Genomic DNA, 15,342 nt, shown 5'->3' with positions numbered 1-15,342 from the left:
AAATACGCAAAACGTCGTATAGCAAATGAGAACACTACGACAGGATAAAACGACTAGCGACTCTGTTCTGAATTGTCGGTCAGCATCCGCACGCCAATATTGCCCAACAATGACGCCCCCAGCATGGTCAATACCATGGGCCACAGGTGGGCGACTTCAAACGCCCCGACCAACACCCCGGCAAGCGCGCCACAGCTAAACTGGATGCCACCCAGCAACGCCGTTGCGGTCGCACTGATATGCCCAAAGTGATCCAGCAGTGACGAGATGGCATTCGGAGTGATCAAGCCAATCATGCCAGTAAATACCATCACCAGAGGCACAATGGTATATAGCGTGACCATATCCAGCGCTGTAACGATCACCAAGCCCAAGCCCGCGATCATCTGGATCATTAACCCCAGGCGCAGGTTTTGTTGGGGTGTGCGTTGACGCAGCATATAAATATTAACGCGGTTGGAGAGCGCAATAACAACGACGTTAACCCCGAAAATCAGCGGATACATCCCCGGTGAGAGACCAAAATAATCAAGATAGACAAAGGGCGATGCTGTTACAAAGGCGAAAAGACCGGCAAAAGAGGCGGCCACTGCACAGATATACCCCATGCCTTCTTTATGCCGCAGCACGCTTACATAATTGCCGAGCACCTGACGAGGCGACGCTGCAGGCAGTGTCATATCACGGGTTTCGGGTAACCGCGTCCCCAGCAGCCAAAGCAAAAAACCAGCATATGCCGCAAGAAAAACAAAAATCAGCCACCAGCCTGCCACATGCAGCAGCATACTCCCCACCGCCGGTGCCACCAGGGGAGCCAACATCATGATCATGGCCATGGTCGACATCACTTTGGCAGCCTCTCGGCCGCTAAAGCAGTCGCGTACAATGGCGGCAGAGTTTACCACGCAGGCTCCGCCACCCAGTGCCTGGATAAATCGCCAAAACAAAAGCGAGTTGAGGCTATCAGCCGTGGTAATCATCAGGCTTGCCAGCATAAATACGACTAAACCACCCATGAGTACCGGCTTGCGTCCTATCCGGTCAGAAAGCGGTCCAAAGACAAGTTGGCCAATGGCAAAACCAAACAGGAACACACTAATCGAAAGCTCCGCGTGATGAATGCTGGCATTAACAGATTCCGCTAACACACCAATCGCAGGCAAATAGGCGTCAATCGCAAAAGGGGCAAGCGCTGTGTTGGCAGCAACCAGCAAAGCAACCCGTCGTGGGTTAAGTTCCATAGGACTCCCTGAATTAATTAGCCACCATCAAGCACGGCAGCAATCGATAGGCCGCTAATAGTAACGCGGTGATGAAAATTAAGCACCGCAGCCCCGAAAAACTGAAACATAAACTGCTTAGCCTAGGATTCATAAGCCTTTTCCAAGACCAACTCATGGAAGCACTATGAATTTTAGAGCGCTGAAAAATATCCCACTACGCTGGCTAAGCCTATCCGCCTTACTGCTTGTCGCACTGTGTGTGCTCATGTTTGCCCTACTGACATGGAAAATGATGCAGCAGAGCCAGAACGATTTAGCGCTTCTTGAACAGGTTAATGTTCAACAGTCGTCATCGCTAAACCGGCTTCATATAGCGGGCCTTGAGGGGTTGCACCGTTTGGACAGAGCGCTTGAACGCCAATTGCGCCCCTCGCTAGGAGACCCGACAGAGGCACTTCAAGCGGTCGAAAATGAGCTCTCTGAAATGGCAGTAGCACTGGCAACGTTTTTGGAAGCAACCGCTGAAACACCTCACCCGACACTTCGAGACGCTATAGAGCAGCAGGCAACAGCGCTTATTGGCACGATGAATGAACAATTAAACGCCGTTCAGACAGGTGACCGCGGCGGCTACCGGCAATTGACGCTTGATGCGTTAGCACATAGCCAAGCCCTAACCGAAGAGGCACGTAGCTTTTATCAACTGGCTGACCGTCAGGGTACAGAGCTAATGACTAACGCTCAACGCCGCGGTCAGTTGATTGGTCAATTGCTGTCAGGAGGCATTGCTATTGCCTTGGCACTGCTAGGTTTAATGGCCTGGATTGGACAGCGTCATATTCTATTACCTATTAACCGCTTGGTCGCACACTTTCGTACAATGGCCGAGGGTGATTTAAGCGTTAAGGTCCCGGCTCAAGGCAATAATGAAATAGGCCAGCTCTACCAAGAGCTGGATAATATGCAGCGTGCACTCATTGAAACCGTGTCAGAGCTTCATAGTAATAGCCGCCATATTTTCGATAGCGCTCAACGCCTGGCGCTAGGCAATGAAGACCTTGCTATCCGAACGCGCCAGCAAAACGCATCCCACGAAACGACCGCAGCTAACCTGGATGAGCTGACAGAGAACGTTGCCACCACCGCTGGTTTTGCCGCCGATGCAACCCAGCTAACGTCTACGGCGGCATCACAAACCCAAGACGGTAGCCAGATAATGACCAACTTCCTGACCACCATGGAGGAGATTCACGCACGCTCAAAAGAAGTCGATGAGATTGTTAACGTTATTGATTCCATCGCTTTTCAAACCAATATTCTTGCGTTAAACGCCTCTGTAGAGGCCGCTCGCGCTGGCGAACAAGGCCGAGGCTTTGCCGTAGTGGCGGGCGAAGTACGCCAACTAGCCTCACGCAGCGCTGAAGCTGCGCGCCAAATCCAAACCTTGCTTGTCGCATCAGGCAACAGTATTGAGCGTGGCCATACCTTATCCAACAAGGCCAGCCACGGCATGAACGCGATTGTTGAAACGACCGAACAAGCCAATAGCATCATGCTTCAAATCGCTGATGCGGCTAATGAGCAGCACCGCCACATTGAACATCTGAATTCAACACTACACGAACAGACCCAGGTGAATCGGGCCAATACCAAGCAGGTTGAAACCACCGCCCAGGATGCAATGTCGCTTGAAGCCGCAGCTGAAAGGATGCGTGAACAAGCCGCACGCTTTAAAATCGGAGAGATATCCAGCGATGATTTTATTTGGCAAGCCTCTCCGCCAACACCTGACTTATCCAATACCCCCACATCGGATAATATTCAGCGAGCGCCTGCCTTGCTACAGTAAAGGACTAACGACGCAAGGAGTAATGAATGGCCACTAGCCTGCTAACACAGCTTAAAGAAATGACCTCGGTAGTCGCCGATACCGGCGACCTTGAAGCCATCCGACGTTTTGCGCCACAAGATGCAACGACGAACCCTTCGCTCATCCTACAAGCCGCTCAGCAAGAGCAGCGCCGCGCCCACTTGGCCGCTATTGCCAAGGAAAGCAAGGACATTGATGATGCGGTTGACCGCGTGGCTGTCGAGATTGGCAGTGAAATTAGTGAACTGGTGCCCGGCTACGTATCCACCGAAGTAAGTGCTCGGCTTTCATTTGACCGTGATGCCACTATTGCGCGTGCGCATTCATTGATCGAGCGGTACGCCCAAAAGGGCGTGGGTCCTGAGCGCATACTAATCAAGATGGCCTCCACTTGGGAGGGTATTCAGGCAGCGCAGCAGCTTGAACGTGAAGGCATCCGTACCAACCTCACGCTGCTGTTTGGTTTTGCTCAGGCTCAAGCATGTGCCGATGCAGGCGTCACTTTGATTTCGCCGTTTGTCGGGCGCATCCTCGATTGGCATAAATCTCGTCAGCCTGAAGCCGATTTTAACGGTAACAATGACCCAGGCGTACAGTCTGTCAAACAGATTTACAGCTACTACAAGGGCCATAACTACGCCACCATCGTAATGGGCGCAAGCTTTCGCAATATCGGCGAGATTGTATCTCTGGCAGGCTGTGACCGCCTGACCATTTCGCCCAAGTTGCTTACCGAGTTGGATGAACAGCAGGGTGAACTAACTCGCCAGCTAACGCCGATGGGCGCGAGTAGCTCAGCGGACGAGCCATTAACGCAAAGCGATTTCCGTTGGGCCATGAATGAAGATGAAATGGCGTCTGATAAACTAGCGGAAGGTATTCGCAAGTTTATGGCCGACCAGCGTGAGCTGGAAACATTACTCGGCACACTGCGAAAGTCATAAGTTATTAAATTGCGCCACGCTTAAACGACAACCCCCCACAAAAGTGGGGGGTTGTCAGTCGTCGGAGCTTCCCTTTCTTTATCAGGGAGGCTTTTTTAATGGTGGGGTTCTGTATTCTGCGCTTCCAACATCTCAACCAACGGCTGGAACTGCTCGCGATTATGCTCATTCATGTGCATTAAAATACGATGCGCTTCAAGAATTCGCTCGCGCAGCCCATCTTCATCCGCAGGCTCTTCAGGCAGCTCAACAAGCGCATCGCTAAGCGCTGGCGGCTGTTGAAGCGGCGCCTCCATCAAGGTAAAAAAACGCGCAAAGCCCATAACATCGAGCATTTTACGAACATCAGGATTATCCGCAATGATAGTAGGCGGGTGAGCCAAGCGCCCTTTTACAGCCATCGCCACCTTTGCAAGAAAACCCAATGCCGTTGAATCGACATTGGTCGCTTCACGCAAGTCAATCATTACCGCACGTAACCCAGGCGTTTCAGCCAGATGTTGTGCCTGGGTATCCAGCGTGGCACAAAGCGTTAACCGCACATCGCCACAGAGTTTTAAGACAAAAACACCGGACTCGAACGCCGCTTTAATACGGCCTTCATCAATCAGCATGACCAAATCCGCTCACCATCATGATTGTTAGATCATCGGGTAAAGCACCGCGTTCCTGGTTCGCCTCACCCGTCTCCCCTGCTGCCAGCAGGACACTTGTTTTGGCTAGCCGTTCGCGCAACTGCTCAAGCGTGACACTTTCGCTTACTAATTGCTCAAGCTCCTTGAGCCGCGTGTCGAGCGTTTTACCCGGCAAGCATTCCAATACACCATCTGAACACAGCCATAATCGAAATTCGGCCGGCAAGGCACAGCTCAGCGAAGGATACTCTATATCAGGGAAAAGGCCTACTGGCATCCCCTCTCCTTCAAGCCGGGAGAGCTTACCGCCCGCAACCAAAAAAGGCATCGGTAGCTGTGCACCGAGCGAATAGTGAAGAGTATGAGAGTGATGGTCAATAACACCTACAAACAACGTTGCATGTTTACCGATATCGGTCCCCTGCAACTCTCGATTCATAGCGGCCAACCAGTCCGGCGCCAAGCACTCGGGCTTTTGGCCGTCCCACTCATTCAGCCAACGGTTGCATAAATACTTTAACAGCACGGTCACAAACGCCGAGGATGCGCCGTGCCCAGAAACGTCTGCAAAATAAAACGCACTGTAACGGTCGTTGTAACGCTGATAATCCAGAAAGTCGCCGGATAGATAAAGCGAGGGCGCAAACCAATAATCATAGTAAACGCCGTTCACCACTTTGGGGTGAGCAGGCAATAACCGACGCTGAATATGCCCCCCACTTTGCTGGTCCATGCGCAGCAGCGCCAGATGTGTCTCCAGGCTCTCGTTTAATTCAGCGAGTCTTTCTCTATCACGGTCTCGCTCAATGGCTAACTCATTGAGCTCAATAGCCTTACGAATCATTCGTCGCAGCAGTTCAGCATGGCGTAGAGGATGAACGATATAGTCCACCAACCCTATGTCAATCGCCTTGATCAGGTCCGCATCCTGACGTGAGTCGCTTACCACCAACGTGGGTAAGCGACGCGTCAACTGCGACCACTGCTGCTGAGGCACCGAGTGCGCATGCGCAACAATCAAAGCGGTTTCTGCTGGAAGATAGTCGATATTATCTGCAGCATATACGCCCATACCGTCACACGTGATGGCTTCTGCCAGCGCATCGCGCTCCGGACCGGGCGCGTCAATTACCGCAACCAGTTGCCTGGAATGATCCATATCAAGCCTCAATCGGCGAAATCGTCGTCACTAGCATCGCTGTCGTCGAAATCACTGTCATTGAAATCGCTGTCGTTAAAGTCAAAATCATCCATTGCAAACGGGTCATCGCCTAACTCGCCGTCACTAATTTCAAACTGGCGGCTCTGCAAATAAGCGTCGCGCACAAAGCTGTAGCGATCACCACTAATCAAGTTTTCCCGATCTAGTAATGCGGCGCGTCGATCAATAATATTGAGCGCGCTTAATACAAGCTCGGTGGTGTTATCATCCACGTAAACGATGGGATAGGTCATGATATCAGCAGGCCGACCCGTAGCATCACGTAACGTACTGGGCCCCAAAAACGGCAAGACAAGGTAGCGTGAGTCATCCCACCCCCAGGCCGCCAGCGTTTGCCCGAAATCCTCGTCGCTTGCGTTAATCTCCATCAACGTCGCGTAATCAAGCAACCCACCGATACCCACCGTTGTGTTGATCAAAAAACGGGATGTTGCCAACCCAGCGTTCGCCGGTTTTCCTTGAAGAAGACTATTTATGGTCGTACGAATTTCGCCAAGGTTGGAGAAAAAGTTGCTGACACCGGTTTGTACAGGGCTCGGCGTAATCGTGCGATACCCTTGGGCTACCGGCTTCAACGTATACTGATCAACGACATCGTTAAAGGCAAAAACGCGGCGATTAAAGCCCTCCCACGGATCATCCGGATTCGCATCTTGAGCCATTTGCGTGCTGGCACAACCGCTAGCCGCCATGGTGATAAGCAGCACAGCTGGTAGGGCTGCGTTACGCAGTGAAAAAGTGGTGGCTTGCCTGGCTAACAACCGCAGCATGGTTATTCCTCTTCAAAAACTAACGTACTGTCACTGACGTCGTACTGTTACTGACGTCGAACTACGACGCTACCTGCGCTGTAGCCTGCTCCAAAGGAGCAAATCACACCAATGTCGCCCTCCACCATATCCTCATGATGTAAATGAAAGGCAATAATGGAACCAGCGGAGCTTGTGTTTGCATAGCGGTCTAAAATGATGGGCGCTTGCGCCTCACTGGGCTCAAAACCCAATACCCTGCGAGCGATAAGATCGTTCATATGGCGGTTAGCCTGATGCAGCCACATTTTTTTGAGATCACTTCCCGATAGCTCCAACGAGGTCAAGTGATCTGTAATCAACTGGGCTACCATGGGACATACTTCTTTGAAAACTCGCCGCCCTTCTTGCACAAAGAGCTTATCAATTGCTAACGGATCACTGTCCGTCACACGGTTTAAAAAGCCGGCATTATTGCGAATGGCATTGGAAAACTGGGTAACAAGCCGCGTACCTATAATTTCAAAGCGCTCATCGGCCACTGCATCGACACTATTTTCCAGGACCACAGCGGTGCAAGCATCGCCGAAAATAAAGTGGCTGTCACGGTCTCGAAAGTTTAAATGTGCCGAACAGATTTCCGGGTTCACTACCAGGGCGCGCTTAATACTGCCGGACGCAATAGCATTAGCGGCCGATTCAAGGGCGAACGTAGCAGAGCTGCAAGCCACGTTCATATCAAATCCATAACCCTTGGCACCCAGCATCTGCTGCACTTCTACCGCTAACGCAGGATAGGCACGCTCCATATTGGAGCAAGCCACAATCACCAGTTCGATGTCACCAGGTGCTACCTGGGCCTTTTCCAGCGCTTGGCGTGCGGCAGAGACGGCCATGTCACACTGAATAGAGGGCTCGTCATTTTGACGTAATGGCAGCCGAGGACACATCCGCTCAGGATCTAAAATACCTGAAGCATCCAATACGTAACGACTTTTAATACCAGAGGCTTTTTCGATGAACTCACTGCTGGAGTGGGCTAGCGGCTCACGCTCACCCCGTGCAATCGCATCCGCATGACACGCATTTTCGTTATCCACCCACGTATTAAATGCAGCCACCAGCGCCGCATTATCAATGGCGTGTTCCGGTGTATAAAGCCCTGTCCCGGTTATCACCACGTTTGTCATGCCTATCTCCTCTAAGCGGCTTTTGCCCCTATTGCTTGCTGTTTAGACTCAGGCCCAAGGCTCGCGCTTAATATTACTGTGTGCGTTATTTGCAGGGTTTACCAGTCATCTTTTAAACGCTAATTATTTCTTGCCAACGCTTTTCAAGGCGCTTTGCCGATACAGGCATCAGCGTTCCCAACTGCTGAGCAAAAAGGGAAACGCGAAGCTCCTGTATCCACCAGCCAAATTCCACCAACTCGGGATCTTCAACACGCCCCCGACGCTCGCTTTTACGCCGCGCATCAAAGCGAGTTTCAAGGGCCTGAACGTCATGCATCAGCATCTGGTCACGCCCGCGCTCACGTGCAGCTTTTTCAAGGCGGATGAGCGCGGCTTCGGTGTAACGAGGATACTCTGTCAGCCATTGGCCTGCATCACGAATGAACCCCGGGTAGACCAGCCGCTGCATCTGTACGCTGATATCGTTATACACTAGGGCAAGCGCAAAATTGAGCTTGCCTTTAAGCACTTTACTCACTGCCAAGTGACCTTTTAGCGCCGCCTCGACCTGCTCAAGCAGGGAAGTCGCGTAATCAATCAACTCTGCTTTGGTAGCGTCCAGACGAGCACTCAATTCGACCGATGAACGCGGCAAAGGGTGCTGGGCAACGACTTGAGTAAAGACGGCTAACATCAGGTCATCCAGCAACGCTTGCTTGCTGCCCACTTTGGCAAACAGCAGCGCGCATTTTTCAACACCGGGTAGGCGCTTAATCGCTTTTACCTGGTCAGGCTGTTTGGCAATTGCCAGCCGGGCAACCCCCTCTTGATGCGCCGCCAATGCCTTTGCCGGATGATCAAAAAGTGCGACCTTAAACTCACTGGCTTCAGCGACCAACGCCGGGTAGGCCTCGACACGAATACCCGCCTGCGTAGTCACACGCGAATCAGGCAATGGCTCCTCAGGCAGGCCGTCAAGCGTAGGCGCCTGGTTTGCCTGCTCGGCCAGCGCCTGGGCACCGGCACTGGCCGCCGCTTCAAAGCGCTGCTCCAGCGCTCTGACATCGCGCCCTTGACCCAGCAGCTCACCAGCATGATTGACGACTCGAATGTTCATAATCAGGTGGGCATCGAGTAAATCCAGCCGCCAGTCATCTGGGTGAACACGCGTTGCGGTACGTCGACGTATAAATTCGCCCAATGCTTCTGTGAGCGGGCGCTGATCGGGCACCAAGGTTTCCAACGCTGCATCGACCCAATCAGGAATGGGTACCACCTGGCGGCGAATGCTTTTAGGCAGCGACTTTAAAAGCGCAATGCACTTTTCTCTTAAAAGCCCAGGCACCAACCACTCTAATGCGTGCACAGGCAATTGAGGCAGCATGGCGGCAGGTACGGTCAATGTAACGCCATCATCGTCTGCGTTAGGATCAAAGTGATAACTCACCGGATAAGCCACCCCGGCAAGTGTTAAATGGTCAGGGTACTGCGCTTGGGTGACATCGGCGGCGTCACGCGCTTTCAGCGCATCCAGATCAAAATTCAACAGCGCAGGCGTCTGGCGTTCAGCCTGCTTGCGCCAGTGCTCGAAGCCTTTACCATTGACAATGTCATCTGGAATACGCGCGTCGTAAAACGCAAACAACGCCTCTTCATCGACCAGAATATCGCGGCGGCGGGCGCGGTCTTCAAGCGCCTCCACTTCGTCAATGAGTGCGCGGTTATGAGCAAAAAACACGCCCTGGGTCGTAAATTCGCCTTCCACCAGCGCACGACGAATAAACAGCTCGCGCGATTCCTTGGGGGCAATCGGCCCATAGTGCACACGTCGGCGTGCGACAATAGGCAAGCCAAACAGCGTCACCTGCTCGAAAGCCACAACCTGCGCACGCTTTTGTTCCCAATGAGGTTCGCTATAGCTGCGTTTCACCAAGTGCTGAGCCTGAGGCTCGATCCACTGGGGATCGATCTTGGCAACGGTGCGTGCATAGAGCTTTGTGGTTTCAATCAGCTCAAATGCCATTAGCCATTTGGGCGATTTTTTGGCGAGCCCAGACCCCGGATGAATCATAAACTTGCGGTTACGCGCGCCCAGGTACTCGCGATTTTCCACTACCGTGCCCAGGTTAGACAAAAGGCCTGAAAGAAGCGCCTGGTGTAACTTGCCTGAGGTCTTGCGTCTGGCCTGACGTGCCTGCTCTTCGCTCTCCTCGTCATTGCGCGGTAGCGGCGCAGGAACATCGATCTGCATATCGCGCAGCAACTGCCTAAGCTGACGGAACGTATCGTGCCATTCACGCATGCGCAGATAATTAATATAGTGCTCACGACACCAGCGGCGCAGCTGATTGCCGGATAATGCTTCGCGGGCATTCTCAATGCCATGCCACAAGTTGAGCAGCGCGACAAAATCCGAATCCGGGTCGTGCCAACGCTGGTGCGCCTGATCGGCAGCCTGGCGTTTATCGGCCGGACGGTCTCGCGGGTCCTGAATGGCAAGCGCGGACACCACCACCAGAACATCACGCAGGCTACCGCGCTCCGCACCTGCTAACACCATCCGTGCCAAGCGCGGGTCGATGGGCAGTTTCGCTAACTTTCGTCCCAACTCGCTAAGGTGATGCTTTTCGTTGACCGCGCCCAGCTCAAACAGTAGCCGAAAACCATCTTTTACAAAGCGGCTGTCCGGTGGGTCTACAAAGGGGAAGGCTTCAATATCACCCAGTTTTAGCGCCAGCATCGACAGAATGACCGAGGCTAAATTGGTCCGCTGAATTTCAGGATCAGTAAAGGCTGGACGCGAGACGAAGTCCTCTTCGTCGTAAAGACGAATACACACCCCTTCTGCCACCCTACCGCAGCGCCCCTTGCGCTGATTGGCACTGGCCTGGCTTACCGGCTCAATCGGTAGGCGCTGAATTTTTGCCCGATAGCTGTAGCGGCTAATCCGGACAAGCCCCGGGTCCACCACATAACGAATGCCAGGCACCGTCAACGAGGTTTCCGCAACGTTAGTGGCCAACACAATGCGCCTTCCACGGTGGGCAGAAAAAACCCGGTTCTGCTCCTCATTAGAGAGACGTGCGTACAGCGGCAGAATTTCCGTCCCTTGCAAATCAGCCCGGCGTAACGTATCGGCTGTTTCACGAATTTCTCGCTCGCCTGGCAAAAATACCAGAACATCCCGGGGGCCATGTAACCAGCCTTTTTCGCGCTCGATGGCTTCGATTTCGAGAACGGCGTGCAAAATCCCTTCTTGTAAGGTGCGATCCTCTTCATCTTCTTCATCACGCACCAAAGGGCGATAATGCACGTCGACCGGATACGTACGTCCTGATACCTCAACGACGGGCGCGGGTGCTTTAGGCGTACCGAAATGCGCGGCAAAACGATCAACATCAATGGTTGCCGAGGTAATAATCACTTTAAGGTCAGGACGTTTAGGCAACAGCCTTTTTAAATAGCCCAGCAGAAAATCGATGTTCAGGCTGCGCTCGTGAGCCTCATCAATAATGATGGTGTCGTAGCGCAGCAACAAGGGATCGTGTTGGGTTTCAGCCAGCAAGATACCATCGGTCATTAGCTTCACTAGCGTGGTGGAGCTACTTTGATCCGTAAAACGTACCTGATAGCCCACCTGCTCGCCAAGCGGCACCTCAAGCTCTTCGGCCAGCCGCCCGGCAACACTGCGCGCCGCTAAACGCCGCGGCTGTGTATGACCAATAAGTCCTTTACGTCCACGGCCTAACTCCAGGCACATTTTGGGGAGCTGAGTCGTTTTGCCCGACCCGGTCTCCCCCGCCACTACCACCACCTGATGGTCACGAAGGGCGTTTAAAATATCTTCCCGACGCTCAACCACCGGCAACTCAGCCGGATAGTTAAAGGTCACTTTCAACGCCTCGCGCTGGTTAAACACTTGCTGTGCCCGGTGAATATCGCGCTCCACCTCGTGCAAACCGTGACCAATCGGCTTGTTGTCGCGCAGGCGACGCGCCAGCCCTGCTACGCGCCGCTCAAGACGCTGGGCATCACGCAGCATAACGTTGCTTATGGTTTCATTAAGCTTAGCCAGGCGTTGATTATCGGTAAGATCAGAGGGCATATCGGTGGTCACGTTAGACTCAGTTTCCATTCGTTATTGAAGAGCAGATGTACCAATGGATATCGGTAGGGCAAATAACTATTCGGCCCGCTACGCGAGCGGGCCGAATATTGTAACGCTTTCACCAACGCGACGCCTAACCAGTGGCGTAATCGCTCATCAGTGCGTTATCTATTTTCGTCACTATAGACGCTTCCTCTAACTATCTGCCTCACTGGCCGCAGGCTTATTTTCATCGCGCAGTTCACGACGCAATACTTTGCCCACATTGGTTTTGGGCAGTTCATCACGAAACTCGATGAACCTGGGCACTTTATAGCCGGTTAGCTCTTTTTTGCACCAGCTGCGCAGCGTTTCGGCATCCAACTGACTGTTTTTGGAGACGACAAACAGCTTGATGACTTCACCTGCGTCGTCGTCCGGCACACCGACTACCGCCGCTTCGATAATATCCGGATGGGCGGCGACCACGTCTTCCACCTCATTGGGGTAGACGTTAAAGCCCGACACCAGAATCATATCCTTCTTGCGGTCAACGATGCGGATGTAGCCGTCATCCTGAAGCACGGCGATATCACCGGTATGGAACCAGCCGCCCTCATCGATGGAGTTACGGGTTTCATCGTCGCGCTGCCAGTATCCCTTCATCACTTGAGGGCCCTGCACGCAAAGCTCGCCCGGCTCGCCCAGAGCCACATCATTGCCATCAGCATCCACTACTTTTACCGAGGTGCCTGCAACGGGCTTACCGATCGTACCCAGTTGAATAGCATCGGTTGGGTTAAAGCTCACAATTGGCGAGGTTTCTGTCAATCCATACCCCTCAGCAACTGGGCAACCCGTCGTTTGCTCCCAACGCTGGGCGGCTGCCTTGGTTAGCGCCATACCACCAGAAATAGTCAGCTTTAAATGGGAAAAATCGAGCTGCTTAAAGTCGTCACGATTACACAGCGCATTGAACAGCGTATTTAAGCCAATAAACGCTGTGAACTTTAGCCCTTTAAGCTCTTTTATAAAGCTGTCCAGATCACGGGGGTTGGTAATCAGCAGCGAATGATTGCCCGACTCCATTAAAAACAGGCAGTTAACTGTAAAGGTGTAGATATGGTAAACCGGCAGCGGCGCTATTACTAACTCCTCGGCCACGTTTAGATGCGTACCAATAGCGGCACGCGCCTGCAGCATATTAGCAATCAAGTTACGGTGGGTTAGCATCGCCCCTTTTGGCAGGCCGGTTGTACCGCCGGTGTACTGCAGCGCGGCCAAATCATCCTGTTCTCGGCTTACCTCAGTGTGATTTAAAGAAGCGCCCTTCTTCAAAACATCACGAAAGCTTAACGCGGTGGGCAGCGAGTAGGCAGGCACCATCTTTTTCACATGCTTCACGACCGCATTAATCAACCACCGTTTGGGCAGGCCGTGCAGGTCTCCCAACTCGGTGACCAGCACATGTTTGATATCGGTTTTATCAACGACGTTTTCAAGCTTTTTAGCCATATTGGCTAATATCAACACAGCCTTGGCACCAGAATCCTTAAACTGGTGGGTCATCTCCCGCTCGGTGTAAAGCGGGTTGGTATTTACCACGACCAGACCTGCCCGCATGGCGCCAAACACCGCCACGGGGAATTGCAAGACATTGGGCAGTTGAATGGCGATCCGGTCGCCCGGCTTCAAATCAGTCTCGTGCTGAAGCCAAGCGGCAAAGTCTGCTGAAAGACGGTCAAGATCAGCAAAAGTAAGCGTTTTGCCCATGCAGCTAAAAGCAGGCTTTTGCTGATACCGGCTTACTGCCGCGTGAAAAACATCTGTGACAGAGTTGTACTTATCCAACCCTTCAAGCGCTGGGCCGCGTAAAATAGGCGCTGTGGCGTGTTCGCTCATGGGCAATCTCCGCTATCCATGTCGATGTTATAACCGACCTTGTTATTGTCGCGAGGCAAGAGGGCCAACGATATACGACCCCAGACATGCTGTAAAACGATCGATTGAAACTTGTGTTTCAACTTTAGCCGATAAAGGGCCGAGCTCTTAACTTTCCTCCTAACCTTCCTCCCATCTTTTCTAAATGTCTACGTAACAATGTAGCGTAATGGGCAGTTCTTATGGACAGTTCTTATAGACAGTTCTTATGGCCAGTTCTTATGGACAAGCCCTTATGGACAGTAACGCGCCTCGATTTCTCCTTCACGCCACACTAAAAGCTCGCCGGGCACCATGGTGCACCAGGCTTCATTGTGGGTTAGCGGCTCGGTGGCTATAACAGAAACCACATCATTGGGTGTCGTGTGCTCGGCAAAATTAACCGTAAGTTCGGCATCAGAAAGCTCGGCATCACCAAAGGGTGCTCGCCGGGTAATATGCGCAAGCTTCGTCGAGCAGTAGGTATAGAGATACTGACCATCGGACAGCAACAAGTTAAACACGCCCAAAGCACGTAGCTGTTCACATCGTGCATGCAGCGTCTCCCATAAAGATTCAGGCGATGCCGGGGCCGTTGGAAAAGCGTCTCGCAGTTGACCCATTAGCCAACAAAAAGCATGTTCGCTATCGGTATTGCCAACCGGCGTGTACACCCCCAACGGTAAGCGCTGCCATTCGCTTAGCTGACCATTGTGCGCATAGCACCAAGGGCGGCCCCACATTTCACGCGTAAAAGGGTGAGTATTCGCCAGGCGCACACCGCCAACGTTTGCTTGGCGGATATGGCTAATCACTACGTTTGATTTAATCGGGTAGTCGCAGATTAGCCGTGCGATGGGCGAGTTGACAGAAGGATGCGGGTCACGAAACTCGCGGTACCCGCCCTCTTCATAAAAAGCGATACCCCACCCGTCGCGGTGCGGCCCAGTGCCGCCACCACGATGTAAAAAGCCTGAAAAACTAAAGCAGATATCGGTCGGGACGTTAGCGCTCATCCCCAACAGCTCACACATAACCGCGCCTCCTTCCGCTTTTCATTATCTGCATTAACCAATAACCGGTTCGCGACGACGCGTAGGCTGTGGGTCTTCAGCTTCCTCCTGTTTCACGCGCTTGGCGGGCGGCGCACTTGGCGGCCGACGCCACCACCAGAGAGCGATGCCTATCGCTGCGCCGATAGCAATCCCAGCGACCAGGCACAACAGGCTGCCACGCAGCGCATTAACGTTATGCTCAAGAAAACCAACCGCGGCCACCATCGCCGCAGGCGCCCAACCGGTATAGAACTCACCCTCTTCTACTAGCGGTAGACGAAACATCGCTGGCATCCACATGGCGCCCGCCATTCCCCACGTCACCACCAGGCGCGGCAAACGCGGTAGAAACGCCACCGCAAAATAGATGGCAATGACGACCAGCAGCGAAATACCGTAATAACTTAGCCACAGCTGTGACATTGAACCTGTAAACAGCATAATACCCCTCATGTGGGTGCATGC

At 52.9% G+C, this 15,342-nt stretch carries 11 protein-coding genes; 2 read left to right on the top strand and 9 right to left on the bottom strand.

Annotation, left to right across the window (positions count from 1 at the left end):
• Positions 1-53: 53 nt before the first annotated feature.
• A complete protein-coding gene (locus ACT3TY_RS04675) occupies positions 54-1,241 on the bottom strand; it encodes a multidrug effflux MFS transporter (protein WP_444627479.1) in 1,188 nt (395 codons plus the stop codon).
• A gap of 166 nt (positions 1,242-1,407) precedes the next feature.
• Here ACT3TY_RS04675 and ACT3TY_RS04670 point away from each other — a divergent pair, with 166 nt between their 5' ends.
• The gene (locus tag ACT3TY_RS04670) at positions 1,408-3,072 is read left to right on the top strand and encodes a methyl-accepting chemotaxis protein (RefSeq protein WP_444627478.1); all 1,665 of its coding nucleotides are present in this window, start codon (positions 1,408-1,410) and stop codon (positions 3,070-3,072) included.
• Between the two features lie 26 nt (positions 3,073-3,098).
• On the top strand, positions 3,099-4,037 hold the full coding sequence (gene tal, locus ACT3TY_RS04665) for a transaldolase (protein ID WP_087106620.1): 939 nt from the start codon (positions 3,099-3,101) through the stop codon (positions 4,035-4,037).
• A 95-nt stretch (positions 4,038-4,132) separates the two neighbouring features.
• Here the strand turns inward: tal and ACT3TY_RS04660 are convergent, their stop codons facing one another.
• The 8 genes from ACT3TY_RS04660 to ACT3TY_RS04625 all read right to left on the bottom strand — a co-directional run bounded on the left by ACT3TY_RS04660 (position 4,133) and on the right by ACT3TY_RS04625 (position 15,318).
• On the bottom strand, positions 4,133-4,651 hold the full coding sequence (locus ACT3TY_RS04660; protein ID WP_441678739.1) for an STAS domain-containing protein: 519 nt from the start codon (positions 4,649-4,651) through the stop codon (positions 4,133-4,135).
• Entirely contained in the window at positions 4,641-5,831 is a 1,191-nt protein-coding gene (locus ACT3TY_RS04655) for a PP2C family protein-serine/threonine phosphatase (protein WP_172117057.1), read from the bottom strand. The genes ACT3TY_RS04660 and ACT3TY_RS04655 overlap by 11 nt, the downstream gene beginning before the upstream one ends.
• 8 nt (positions 5,832-5,839) lie before the next feature.
• Positions 5,840-6,664, bottom strand: a complete 825-nt coding sequence (locus ACT3TY_RS04650; protein WP_193057116.1) for an MlaA family lipoprotein — start codon at positions 6,662-6,664, stop codon at positions 5,840-5,842.
• Positions 6,665-6,711: 47 nt separating this feature from the next.
• Positions 6,712-7,833, bottom strand: coding sequence for a beta-ketoacyl-ACP synthase III (locus tag ACT3TY_RS04645; protein ID WP_441678743.1), 1,122 nt, complete (start codon positions 7,831-7,833; stop codon positions 6,712-6,714).
• 112 nt (positions 7,834-7,945) lie between these two features.
• The gene (gene hrpA, locus ACT3TY_RS04640) at positions 7,946-11,950 is read right to left on the bottom strand and encodes an ATP-dependent RNA helicase HrpA (protein WP_444627475.1); all 4,005 of its coding nucleotides are present in this window, start codon (positions 11,948-11,950) and stop codon (positions 7,946-7,948) included.
• Between the two features lie 168 nt (positions 11,951-12,118).
• Positions 12,119-13,804: an AMP-binding protein gene (locus tag ACT3TY_RS04635; RefSeq protein ID WP_444627474.1), complete on the bottom strand. Its 1,686-nt coding sequence runs from the start codon at positions 13,802-13,804 to the stop codon at positions 12,119-12,121.
• A 272-nt stretch (positions 13,805-14,076) separates the two neighbouring features.
• Complete coding sequence (locus ACT3TY_RS04630) at positions 14,077-14,856, bottom strand: class II glutamine amidotransferase (protein ID WP_444627473.1); 780 nt, start codon at positions 14,854-14,856, stop codon at positions 14,077-14,079.
• A gap of 33 nt (positions 14,857-14,889) precedes the next feature.
• The gene (locus tag ACT3TY_RS04625) at positions 14,890-15,318 is read right to left on the bottom strand and encodes a hypothetical protein (RefSeq protein WP_444627472.1); all 429 of its coding nucleotides are present in this window, start codon (positions 15,316-15,318) and stop codon (positions 14,890-14,892) included.
• Between the last annotated feature and the right edge of the window lie 24 nt (positions 15,319-15,342).

The sequence above is a fragment of the Halomonas sp. AOP22-C1-8 genome (assembly GCF_052378905.1).
GTDB classification, from domain to species: domain Bacteria; phylum Pseudomonadota; class Gammaproteobacteria; order Pseudomonadales; family Halomonadaceae; genus Vreelandella; species Vreelandella citrativorans.
The sequence above is the reverse complement of the archived record's forward strand: the minus strand, read 5'-3'. Positions and strand labels throughout refer to the sequence as shown.